General features: G+C 55.5%; 12 protein-coding genes. 5 read left to right on the forward strand and 7 right to left on the reverse strand.

What is annotated here, in order from left to right:
* Positions 1-2 precede the first annotated feature (2 nt).
* Together BOW52_RS02380 and BOW52_RS02385 are read left to right on the forward strand one after the other, a co-directional pair.
* A complete protein-coding gene (locus BOW52_RS02380; protein ID WP_078482483.1) occupies positions 3-590 on the forward strand; it encodes a BON domain-containing protein in 588 nt (195 codons plus the stop codon).
* Entirely contained in the window at positions 587-2020 is a 1434-nt protein-coding gene (locus tag BOW52_RS02385; protein WP_078482484.1) for an FAD-binding oxidoreductase, read from the forward strand. The genes BOW52_RS02380 and BOW52_RS02385 overlap by 4 nt, the downstream gene beginning before the upstream one ends.
* Here BOW52_RS02385 and BOW52_RS02390 read toward each other — a convergent pair.
* From BOW52_RS02390 to BOW52_RS02420, 7 genes are all read right to left on the reverse strand, one after another.
* Entirely contained in the window at positions 2003-2497 is a 495-nt protein-coding gene (locus BOW52_RS02390; protein ID WP_078482485.1) for an O-acetyl-ADP-ribose deacetylase, read from the reverse strand. The two genes, BOW52_RS02385 and BOW52_RS02390, sit on opposite strands and share 18 nt — an antisense overlap.
* Positions 2498-2589: 92 nt before the next feature.
* A complete protein-coding gene (locus BOW52_RS02395) occupies positions 2590-2976 on the reverse strand; it encodes a ClpXP protease specificity-enhancing factor (RefSeq protein WP_078482486.1) in 387 nt (128 codons plus the stop codon).
* A 29-nt stretch (positions 2977-3005) separates the two neighbouring features.
* A complete protein-coding gene (gene sspA, locus BOW52_RS02400; protein WP_078482487.1) occupies positions 3006-3632 on the reverse strand; it encodes a stringent starvation protein SspA in 627 nt (208 codons plus the stop codon).
* Between the two features lie 83 nt (positions 3633-3715).
* Positions 3716-4369 carry a cytochrome c1 gene (locus BOW52_RS02405; RefSeq protein WP_078482488.1) on the reverse strand — a complete coding sequence of 218 codons (654 nt, stop codon included), beginning with the start codon at positions 4367-4369 and terminating at the stop codon, positions 3716-3718.
* Positions 4366-5601: a cytochrome b gene (locus BOW52_RS02410; RefSeq protein WP_078482489.1), complete on the reverse strand. Its 1236-nt coding sequence runs from the start codon at positions 5599-5601 to the stop codon at positions 4366-4368. Before BOW52_RS02410 ends, BOW52_RS02405 begins: the two co-directional genes overlap by 4 nt.
* Positions 5601-6197, reverse strand: coding sequence for a ubiquinol-cytochrome c reductase iron-sulfur subunit (petA, locus tag BOW52_RS02415; RefSeq protein ID WP_078482490.1), 597 nt, complete (start codon positions 6195-6197; stop codon positions 5601-5603). Before petA ends, BOW52_RS02410 begins: the two co-directional genes overlap by 1 nt.
* Before the next feature lie 186 nt (positions 6198-6383).
* Positions 6384-7142, reverse strand: a complete 759-nt coding sequence (locus BOW52_RS02420) for a Nif3-like dinuclear metal center hexameric protein (protein WP_078482491.1) — start codon at positions 7140-7142, stop codon at positions 6384-6386.
* Between the two features lie 63 nt (positions 7143-7205).
* Here BOW52_RS02420 and BOW52_RS02425 point away from each other — a divergent pair, with 63 nt between their 5' ends.
* The 3 genes from BOW52_RS02425 to BOW52_RS02435 all read left to right on the forward strand — a co-directional run bounded on the left by BOW52_RS02425 (position 7206) and on the right by BOW52_RS02435 (position 11264).
* Positions 7206-8393 carry a S1C family serine protease gene (locus tag BOW52_RS02425; protein ID WP_078482492.1) on the forward strand — a complete coding sequence of 396 codons (1188 nt, stop codon included), beginning with the start codon at positions 7206-7208 and terminating at the stop codon, positions 8391-8393.
* A gap of 30 nt (positions 8394-8423) precedes the next feature.
* Positions 8424-9593, forward strand: coding sequence for a cation:proton antiporter domain-containing protein (locus BOW52_RS02430; RefSeq protein WP_078482493.1), 1170 nt, complete (start codon positions 8424-8426; stop codon positions 9591-9593).
* A 261-nt stretch (positions 9594-9854) separates the two neighbouring features.
* Positions 9855-11264, forward strand: a complete 1410-nt coding sequence (locus BOW52_RS02435; RefSeq protein ID WP_078482494.1) for a DUF7380 domain-containing protein — start codon at positions 9855-9857, stop codon at positions 11262-11264.
* Positions 11265-11291 lie beyond the last annotated feature (27 nt).

Raw genomic sequence — 11291 nt, forward strand, 5'->3', positions numbered from 1 at the left:
AGATGCACCTGAAGAGATTCGCTTCGCTACTACTGATTGGTAGCGCCACCCTGCTCGGCGGCTGCGCCGAAATGGTTGTTGGTGGCGCCGCCACCGGTGTTGCCGTCGTCCACGATCGTCGCACCACTGGCACCGTCGTTGAGGATCAGTCGATCGAACTCAAGGCGCTACGCGCCCTGCTCGCCGACAAATCACTCTCCAGCCAGAGTCACGTCAACTTCACCAGCTACAACATGATGCTGCTGATAACGGGTGAGACCCCCAACGAATCGATGCGCGGCCGCCTCGACCAGCTAGCACGCAAGATCCCCAAGGTCCGCCGTGTCCACAACGAGGTGGCAATTGCCGCCCCTAGCTCCCTGATGACCCGCAGCAGCGATGCCCTCATCACCACACGCGTTAAGGCGGGCATGCTGCAGGTCAAACATATCGACGGCTTCGATCCAACCCGCGTTAAGGTCGTCACTGAGAATGGCACAGTCTTTCTGATGGGCCTCGTTTCACGTCGAGAAGCCGATGCAGGCACCGAAGTGGCACGTCGCACCGGTGGCGTACAGCGCGTGGTCAAACTCTTTGAGTACCTCGATTGACCCACAGCGGCACAGCACTTCCAGAGAAGTTTCTAAGCGCGATTAAAGCTGCAGTCGGTCAGCAAAACGTCGTCACCAAGGCGGCCGACTGCTGGCCCTACGGCTACGATAATAGCCGTCGCCATCAGCTCCCCGCAGCGGTTATCTTTGCTACCAGCGAAGAGCAGGTCAGCTCCGTCATATCGGCATGCAACCAATTTCAGATCTCGCTGGTTGCTCGTGGTCGTGGCAGCGGTACCACGGGTGCCGCAACCGCTATCGATGGTGGCGTGGTGATATCGCTCGAGCGCATGGAACAGATCATCAAGGTCGACCCCGACAATCGATTGATGGTGGTTCAACCCGGCGTTACCAACCAGGCGGTACAGGAGGCTGCAGCGGTACACGGCTTCTTCTGGCCACCCGATCCGACCAGCTCCGCCTTCTGTACCGTTGGCGGCAACCTCGCTTACAACTCTGCCGGACCCCGCGCGGTCAAATACGGGACTCCCCGCGATAACACCCTGGGACTGCGCGCCATCACTGCTAGCGGCAAGTCGATTAAGACTGGCGTCTCCACCAGCAAAGGGGTGGTCGGCTACGATCTGACCCGCCTGCTGATTGGCTCCGAAGGTACCCTGGCGGTGATTACCGAGGCGACGCTCAAGCTAACACCGCTGGCCGAATCGAAACGCACCCTGCGCGCCATCTATCGCGACGTAGAGTGTGCCGCACGTGCCGTAGCGCGCATCATGGCTCAGCCCACCACCCCCTGTGCACTCGAGTTCATTGACGGCGCCGCGATCGAGATGATTCGCAGTTACTCCAATGCCGAACTACCCGACCACGCGGGTGCGCTGTTGATGATCGAGGTCGATGGTAGTGAGAGCTACCTGCAGCATGCTGTAGAGGCCATCATCGAAGCCGCCAGCGTCGAAGGAGTAGTAGAGATCCATGCCGCACGCGACAGCAATGAAGTCGCCGCACTCTGGGCCACGCGCAAGGCGCTTTCTCCAGCACTGCGCAAGGTGGCGCCAAAGAAGATCAACGAGGATGTAGTGGTGCCGGTTTCACAATTACCGGCCCTGATCACCGGTATCGAGACACTGGCTGAACGTCACCAGATCACCATTATCAACTTCGGTCATGCTGGCAACGGCAACATCCATGTCAATCTACTCATCAATCCCGACGACCCAGAACAGGTAGCTCGGGCCGAACAGTGTCTGAGTGAGCTATTCGATCTGGTGCTCTCACTCGATGGCACACTATCCGGTGAACACGGCGTCGGTCTGGAGAAGCGTGACTTTATCGACCGAGAAGTGGATACCAACAGCCTGGCACTCATGCATCAGATCAAACAGACGTTCGATCCAAATAACATCCTCAACCCAGGCAAGACGATCCCACCACTCTCCGACTCATCGGGTGCTTCAGACAGCGGCGAGTAGCCTGCGGTAACGCTCAGCATCGTCAACACTGAAACAGCAGGCAATAATCGACTCGAACTGCGTCGTGAAATCACGCATCACCGCAACGGCCACCTCAGCGGCCGCCTGCTTCGGATAACCGTAGACACCCGTACTGATGGATGGAAAGGCGATCGTTGTTAATCCCTGCCTAAGCGCTAGCTTGAATGAGTTTTGATAGCAGGAGGCCAACAACGCCTGCTCACCCGCACCGCCTCCGCGCCAAACCGGTCCAACCGTGTGGATCACATAACGCGCCGGCAGATCGAAGCCGGGGGTAAGCTTCGCCTCACCCGTCGCACAGCCACCCAGTAGGCGACACACTTCAAGCAGCTGCGGGCCTGCGGCACGGTGAATTGCTCCATCCACACCACCACCGCCCAACAAGCCACTATTGGCGGCGTTCACAATCACATCGACCCTAAGTTGGGTAATGTCGCCCTGAACGACTTCAATCATCGAGTAAGCTCCTCACCGAATTATGGCCAAGTATAGCCATTGCAAGAAACCATATAGAAAGCGAACAGCGGTAGCTTTCGCTACAGAATTAACTATTTAACCACCCTTAGAGAGGGGCGAGTTGGGGGGGTATCGGTGGGACTATCGTCATCGGGAGGCTCAGTTCCATCCTCCTCTTCCGCAAACATCATGCCCTGCCCGTTCTCACGGGCGTAGAGCGCCAGCACCGAACCGATCGGCACAAAGATATCGTTCGATTTACCACTAAAACGTGCACTGAAACTGATCACCTCATCGCCGAGCTCAAGCCCGGATACCGCACCCATTGAGATATTGAGCACGATCTTACCGTCCTCAATATACTCGGTCGGCACCACTACCTCGTCAAACTCTGAGTTGACCAGAAGATAAGGGGTGCAGTCGTTATCGCTGATCCACTCGTAGAGTGCACGAATCAGATAGGGGCGACTTGATGTCATAGACGGAATAGAGCGCAGCGAAAACGCTACTACTCACGCATCTCCCGCTCACCCTCGGTCAGGCTCTCCTGGAACGATTCGCGAGCAAAGATACGATCCGCATAGTCAATTACCGCCTTGGCCTGCGCAGGCAGCTCGATACCGAGGTGTGGCAGGCGCCACAACAGCGGTGCGATGGCGCAATCCATTAGAGAGAACTCATCGCTGAGGAAAAACGGCTTGGCCGCAAATAGCTCAGCACTGGAGATGAGGCTTTCACGCAGTGCCTTACGCTCCTTGGCCGACTGCTTCTCGGTCTTACTCTCAATCTCATCGAGCAGCCTGAACCAGTCCTCATCGATGCGATAGAGCGCCAGACGAGCACGGGCACGTGAGACCGGATCAACCGGCATCAGCGGCGGGTGGGGGAAACGCTCATCAAGGTACTCCATGATGATATGCGCGTTGTAGAGCATCAGATCACGATCGACCAGAGTAGGAACCGTGTTGTAGGGGTTGAGATCGAGCAGATCTTCGGGCTTGTTGTCCGGATCGATGCTGATGATATCGACCGTAATACCCTTCTCCATCAGCACCATTCGTGTCTGGTGGCTGTAGGCACAGGTCGGATCCGAAAACAGCGTCATTACCGAACGTCTATTCGCCATTACTGCCATCAATACTCTCCCACTTCTCTCTTGTTATGGAACAACGACGCCCCGGTGGCCAGAGACCACCGGGGCGCACGCGGCAACTGCTATTAATGTATGTCTTTCCAGTACTCTTTCTTCAGCGCATAGGTCACGACAAAGAGAACTGCCAGGAACAGCAGCACCCAGATCCCGAGACGCTCACGCTCCAGCTTCACCGGATCACCCATATAGGCGAGGTAGTTTACCAGATCGCGGACCTGACCATCATACTCGGCCGGACCCATATTATCCTGCAGCTCGGCAAGTACGTGTGGCATACCGACATCCTTGAACACCGTATTATTCACACCGAAGGGACGGTTGGCATCTTCATGGAAGGTACGCAGATAGGTGTAGAGCCAATCAACACCGCGGGCACGCGAGATAACCGAGAGATCCGGTGGCGGTGCACCGAACCACTTCTCGGCATCCGCATCGGACATTGCGATGGTCATCGTATCGCCCACCTTCTCAGAGGCGAACATCAGACTACCCTTCACCTGCTCATCGCTCAGACCCAGATCGCTACCCATACGGTTGTAACGCTGGTACTTGGCCGAGTGGCAGCTCAGGCAGTAGTTAACGAACAGCTTGGCGCCATTCTGCAGTGAGGCGTTATCGCTAGGGTCGATATTCGCCTTGTCGAGATGCACACCACCACCGGCGGCAAGCGCCACGCCAGGCAGCACGGCAAACAACATTGCTACGATAAACTTTCTCATTTTGTCACCCTCTCTGGTACTGGCTTGGTCTTTTCAAACATTGGAATAATCGCCAGCATGATAAAGAAGAAGAAATAGTAAGCAGTGCCGATCTGCGCCAGCAGTTTGTAGAGATCGGTAGTCGGCTCCATGCCGAGGAATCCGAGCATTACAAAGTCTGCAACAAACACAAACAGCAGCACCTTGAAACAGAGACCACGGTAGCGAATCGACTTCACTGGGCTACGATCGAGCCACGGCAGGAAGAAGAGAATCACAACCGCCGCCCCCATCACCGCCACACCCGGGAACGCAGAGCCGGCAATTGACGGTACCGCACGCAACATGGCGTAGAAGGGGGTGAAGTACCAGACCGGTGCAATATGCTCCGGGGTCTTCAGCGGATTGGCTGGCTCAAAGTTCGGATGCTCAATGAAGTAGCCACCCATCTCCGGAGCGAAGAAGACAATCGCTGCAAAGACCATCAGGAAGACAACCACACCGACAATATCCTTGACCGAGTAGTAGGGGTGGAAGGGGATGCCATCGAGCGGAATACCGTTCGCATCCTTGTGCTTCTTGATCTCTACACCGTCAGGGTTGTTGGAACCGACCTCATGCAGCGCCAGGATGTGCGCCACAACCAGACCTACCAGTACCAGCGGTACGGCGATGACGTGGAAGGCGAAGAAGCGGTTCAGGGTCGCATCGGAGACGACGAAGTCACCACGAATCCAGAGCGAGAGTGGTTCACCAAGACCGAATGGTACGGCGGCGAAGAGGTTAACGATAACCTGCGCACCCCAGTAGGACATCTGTCCCCAGGGCAACAGGTAACCGAAGAACGCCTCAGCCATCAGCGCCAGATAGATCAGGCAACCGAAGATCCAGATCAGCTCACGCGGCTTTTTGTAGGAGCCGTACATCAGACCACGGAACATATGCAGATAGACCACCGCGAAGAAGGCCGATGCACCGGTGGAGTGGATGTAACGGATCAGCCAGCCCCAGTCGACATCACGCATGATGTACTCGACTGAACCGAAGGCGAGCTCGCCGTCGGGCTTGTAGTTCATGGTCAGGAAGATGCCGGAGACGATCTGGATAACCAGCACCAGCAGCGCCAGCGAACCAAAGAAGTACCAGAAGTTGAAGTTCTTCGGCGCATAGTATTCAGAGAGGTGTTCTCTCCACATCTTGGTCAGCGGGAAGCGGGCATCGACCCACCCCAGAAGATTAGTCAGCATATTCATTAGGCTGCTCCTTGATCAACACCGATCATGATCTTGCTATCGCTAAGATAGGTGTAGGGCGGAATTTCGAGATTCTTCGGTGCAGGCACGCCAGCGAAGACTCGGCCAGCGAGATCGAACTTGGAACCATGGCAGGGACAGAAGAAACCACCCTTCCAATCGGGATCAAAAGGTGCCGGGCCTATCTCGGGACGGAAGGTTGGTGAGCAGCCGAGGTGGGTACAGATTCCAACAACAACCAGATACTCCGGCTTGCTTGAGCGCACCTCATTCTTCGCCCAATCGGGCTGCTGCGCAGTATTGTTGGAGCTGGGATCGAGTAGCACGCTCTCGATCGAGGCCAGATCACTCAGGTTCTGCTCGGTACGACGAACAATCCAGACCGGCTTGCCACGCCACTCAACGGTAATGCGCTGACCCGGCTCAAGTTTGCTGATATCGGCCTCAACCGGTGCACCCGCTGCCTTCGCGCGCTCACTCGGATTCATCGACGCGAGGAAGGGGACTACCGCTGCCGCAGCACCTACACCACCCACCACTGTGGCAGCTGCGGTCAGGAAGCGGCGCCTGCTTGTATCTACGCCATCTGTACTCATTCGTGCTCTCCCAGAATGCAAAATAAAAACTGTGACGGGGCGTAATAGCTGGAGCGCGCCCCCAAAAAACCAGTAAGAACATCAGAATATTCTGATTGTCACTATGGCTTTACAAAGCCCGATAGCATCCAACAACTTGACTAAAAGGTCAAGAATGAATCTAGATTTGACTGGAATATTATTGAGTTACACGGGGTTAGCGATATCGATAAAGGTGTGTTCTATCGCATATGTCTGCGCCAAACGCTCACCCAGCGCCTGAACACCATATTTTTCGGTCGCGTGATGTCCGGCTGAGAAGTAGTGAATACCTGCTTCACGGGCAAAATGGACCGTCGACTCTGATATCTCGCCACTGATAAACGCATCGAGCCCCAGCTCCGCCGCCTGTTCGATATAGGATTGTGCCGCACCACTACACCAGCCGATTGAGCGAATCAGCGCCGGGCCATTACCGACATGCAACGGGGCGCGGCCTAACCGCTCTTTAATTTGAACGGCCAGTGCCTCGGCACTAAGAGGTTGCTCAACACCCCCCATCAACGCCAGATCTGGTCCACCGCCACCACCAAAGCTGCCCTGAACATCGAGACCTAACTGCCTTGCCAATTGCACGTTATTACCCAACTCCGAATGGGCATCGAGCGGAAGATGGTAGGCAAGCAGGCTTATATCGGCATCGAGCAGACGCTTGATACGTCCACGTTTGATCCCGGTGATGGCAGCCCCCTCACCCTTCCAGAAGTAGCCGTGATGAACCAGCACCGCATCGGCATTCAGCGCCACGGCACGATCGAGCAGCTCGGCACAGGCGGTGACACCGCTGACCAGCCTGCGTATTTCGCTTCGCCCTTCCACCTGAAGACCGTTCGGGCAATAATCCTGAAACGCGCCGACATTAAGCAGTGCATCGGTAGAGTGGACCAGCTCTTGAAGTTCGACCATATTCCCCCACATTATAGATGGCAATTCATCACAATATTAAATAAGGCCTGCTAGGTTAGCCCAATGGACTCATTACGCAAACTGATCAACAACCTCTTTCTCCTCACCACCATCGGACTGGCCGCCGCCTTTGTCGTCGTCTTCCTGCGCCCCGACCTGCTTAACAACCCGCAGCAGGTGGTGGAGATCAAGGAGAGTGGCGGAGCACAACCGGCGCATACCGTTGCCGCACCAACAATGGGTGGACTGGGCAATGGCCCGGTCTCTTACGCAACGGCTGCCAAGGCCGCCGCGCCCGCCGTGGTCAACATCAACACCGCCAAGGTCGTTACCGAGCAGGTCCACCCACTGTTCAAAGACCCACTCTTCCGCCGCTTCTTTGGTGAGAACCTCGGCATTCCGAAAAAGAAACTGCAGACCAGCCTCGGCTCTGGCGTGATCATCAGTGCCCAGGGCCACATCCTCACCAACCACCACGTGGTTGCCAACGCCGATCAGATTCGTGTGCAGCTTCATGATGGTCGCACGGCCGCCGCCACCCTGGTCGGAGCAGACCCCGACACCGACCTTGCGGTACTGCACGTTCAACTCGAAGGACTGCCCAATATCACCATTAGCAGCGACCGCGTACTGGAGGTCGGTGACGTGGTACTGGCCATCGGCAACCCCTTCGGTGTCGGCCAGACCGTTACCATGGGCATCGTCAGCGCCACCGGTCGTAGCCGCCTTGGCATCAACACCTACGAGAACTTCATCCAGACCGATGCTGCGATCAATCCCGGCAACTCCGGCGGCGCACTGGTAAACGCCCATGGCGAACTGGTCGGTATCAACACCGCCATCTTCAGTAAATCGGGCGGTTCACAGGGCATCGGCTTTGCCATCCCGATGAGCATTACCAACGGCGTCATGAAACAGATCATCAAACATGGCCACGTGATCCGCGGCTGGTTTGGTATCGAGGCGCAGGACATCACCCCGGCACTGGCTGAAAGTTTTAACCTCAAGGAGCACACTGGCGTACTGATCGCAGGTGTCATGACCGGCGGCCCTGCCGACAAGGGTGACATCAACCCGGGTGACATCATCACCCGCATCGGTGGCGAAGCGGTGGTCGATTCCCGCACCATCATGGAACGGGTCTCTGAGATCGAACCCGGCAACAGCGTCGAGCTGGAAGGAATTCGCGACGGCAAACCCCACCACTGGAGTGTTATCGTTACCGAACGACCACCGGTCGATCGACGCTAACGGACTAAATGGATTAAATGGAGCACGAGCGTGACTGAAGACCCGATCGTCTTCACCATCTTTCTCATCTTCAGCGGTGCCGCCGTTCTGGCAACCGTGGCACTCTATGCGCGCCAGGCACTGCTGGTCGCCTACATCCTGCTCGGCATACTCTTCGGCCCCTGGGCGCTCGGTCTGGTCACCGACCCCGACCTGATCCAGGAGATCTCGCACATCGGCATCATGTTCCTGCTCTTTCTGCTAGGACTCAACCTGCCACCGAAGAAACTGGTCGGCCTGCTCGGCGAGGCGACGCGCATCACCCTGATCAGCTCTACCATCTTCGCCCTCGTCGGCATGGGCATCGCCGCGCTGTTCGGCTACACCTTCGCCGAGCAGCTACTGATAGGCGCCGCACTGATCTTCTCCAGCACCATCCTCTCTCTCAAACTGCTACCGACCACCGCCCTCCACCACCAGCGCATGGGCGAGATCATCATCAGCGTACTGCTGCTGCAGGACCTGCTGGCGATCGGCATCCTGCTGGCGCTGGAGGTCCACGGCAAGGGCGACATCCCTGCCAGCGAGCTAGCAATGCTACTGCTCGCACTCCCGATACTGGTCCTCTTCGCCTACCTCTTCACACGCTACATACTGATCAAACTGATCCGCCGCTTCGACAAGATCCAGGAGTACATCTTCCTAACCGCCATCGGCTGGTGCCTCGGCATCGCCGAACTCGCCGCCCTGCTCGGCCTCTCACAGGAGATCGGCGCCTTCATCGCCGGCGTCACCCTCGCCACCAGCCCGATCGCCCTCTACATCGCCGAGAGCCTCAAACCGCTGCGCGACTTCTTCCTCATCATCTTCTTCTTCTCGCTCGGCGCCGGCTTCCAGCTACCGATCCTCGAACAGGTCCTGATCCCGGCACTGGTACTCGCCACCCTCTCGATGCTCTTCAAACCGCTCATCTTCAAGTGGCTGCTCAAAGACTCCGTCGACAAGCCGGAACGCGCCCTGGAGATCGGCGTACGCATGGGACAGGTCAGCGAATTCTCCCTCCTAATCGCCCTGCTCGCCCTGAACCTCGGCGTCATCGGCCACGAAGCCTCCTACCTAATCCAGGCAACCACCCTCCTAACCTTCATCGCCTCCTCCTACTACGTCGTACAACGCTACCCGACCCCCATCGCTGTCTCCGACAAGCTACGCCGTGACTAGGCCATCTCAAGCAGGATTAATAAAGACTCCACCCTTGCGCCCAAAAACCAGATAAATTAAAAGAGAATCACATCAAGCAAGGACGAACACCACAGGAGAGCAATGGATATGCCGAAACTGCCAAACCACGTCACTATTCTCGGTCTAGCATGCATAAAGCGCGTCTCGCTAACCATCAACAATCGAGACCGCACAACCCATTTGCACACTCAAGCGCAACATATAAGCACCACATACAATCGAGCTTTTTGCGGATAATACATGAGCGAATCAGGCAGGCTTGTCATTATCGCACTCGTTGTAAGTTGCGTACTTGCCCTTTTACAGAGTTACATTTCTGCCACAGAGCTAAGACAGATACTCGAAGCTGATGCAGCAGCAGAGGGCGTAGCACTAACAATACCGAGCAATACGTTAAAAGATCCGCTGTTTTGGGAAATGTTCACCAGGCAATCTCTGTGGTTCTTAATAGCATCCGTGCTAACAGGTATCGGCATACAACTTATTGCCAAACTACCCAACAAACTGGACGTTTTAATACAGAGCAAAGTCACTTCAAACGCAACTGACGGACCACCTCCGCATACACAAGCATTAATACCGACCGCAAATAACTCGGAGAACAAAATGACGCGCTATCCAGAATCAACTCCCGTTAGTAAGGAAGCTTTCGAACAGTCTGGGTGGCAGGACATCCTCGAAAGCGTAAAGAAGGAAGACTACTCATCAATGTGGCAAGCATTCTCTAGTGCAGCTCAAGAATCTATCGAAGTAGAGAGATTATCTGAAGGCCGCATTCTTTGGCTGTTGGCTGACGCCTGCTCAATGGCGCTTAGACCCTCTAGTCTCAACGAACCATTTGCTCCCTTCACGATTTTGGATGGGAAGCGATCAGCACTGCCAGAAGACCTAAACCCAGAAGAAATTGATCTACTTTCCTCGATCTATGCGGATATTGATGAGCCAAAACTTTGCGCACGGATTTCAGATTTAGTTTGGCTCGCAAAGAAACCGAAGGATCCGCAAGCGGCAATATCAGCAATTGATGCCTATCGCCAAGTACCAATAGATACCGAAAGCTGGATTAGAGATGGACGTGTGTGCTGGGATAGGTCCATTCAGCTATGCCTTATGCTAAAAGCCGGGGCTGGTGACCGCTTGCACCAGATAGAAGAGAGTCTGCAAGCCGCATTGCTTGGTACAGCAGCCACTGATGGGAACTTGGTATTATGGATCGCTGATCTGCTGCAAAAGCACAGACTGGCAAAAACGGTTGCCACCCATATTTGTGAGCATCTGGAAAACTTAGCTAACGAACATAGCGACAAAGGCAATCTCCTTGTTGCACGAGATCACTACGAGGCTGCTAGTGACTGGTATAAGCGTGTAGACAACAAAGAAAAATCAGCCGAAATGACCGTCAATTGCGCTGAAACATGGGCGAAAGAAGCAATTGCGAGACAATCATCTGACTCATCTCCAAGCCATATAGCTGCTGCCTCTTTCTACGAAAATGCGATTCAAAAGTATCGGACAATTCCACGAGCTTATCGAGACTCACATAACGTTGACTCTCATATCAATGAACTAAGAGATAGATTATCGGGGAGTCGCTATTTTTGCGGAAGCTTGTTTTGGGCGTCCAAGCCCAAGCAAGCGGCAAATACTTAACGCGACCGTTTATGCCTACGGCGCCCC

The organism is Solemya pervernicosa gill symbiont (assembly GCF_002020875.1).
Lineage (GTDB): Bacteria > Pseudomonadota > Gammaproteobacteria.

Coding starts and splice junctions, on each gene's coding strand:
- BOW52_RS02380 (WP_078482483.1), top strand. CDS start 3: ATGCACCTGAAGAGATTCGCTTCGCTACTACTGATTGGTAGCGCCACC.
- BOW52_RS02425 (WP_078482492.1), top strand. CDS start 7,206: ATGGACTCATTACGCAAACTGATCAACAACCTCTTTCTCCTCACCACC.
- BOW52_RS02410 (WP_078482489.1), bottom strand. CDS start 5,601: ATGAATATGCTGACTAATCTTCTGGGGTGGGTCGATGCCCGCTTCCCG.
- BOW52_RS02390 (WP_078482485.1), bottom strand. CDS start 2,497: ATGATTGAAGTCGTTCAGGGCGACATTACCCAACTTAGGGTCGATGTG.
- BOW52_RS02405 (WP_078482488.1), bottom strand. CDS start 4,369: ATGAGAAAGTTTATCGTAGCAATGTTGTTTGCCGTGCTGCCTGGCGTG.
- sspA (WP_078482487.1), bottom strand. CDS start 3,632: ATGGCAGTAATGGCGAATAGACGTTCGGTAATGACGCTGTTTTCGGAT.
- BOW52_RS02420 (WP_078482491.1), bottom strand. CDS start 7,142: ATGGTCGAACTTCAAGAGCTGGTCCACTCTACCGATGCACTGCTTAAT.
- BOW52_RS02435 (WP_078482494.1), top strand. CDS start 9,855: ATGAGCGAATCAGGCAGGCTTGTCATTATCGCACTCGTTGTAAGTTGC.
- petA (WP_078482490.1), bottom strand. CDS start 6,197: ATGAGTACAGATGGCGTAGATACAAGCAGGCGCCGCTTCCTGACCGCA.
- BOW52_RS02395 (WP_078482486.1), bottom strand. CDS start 2,976: ATGACATCAAGTCGCCCCTATCTGATTCGTGCACTCTACGAGTGGATC.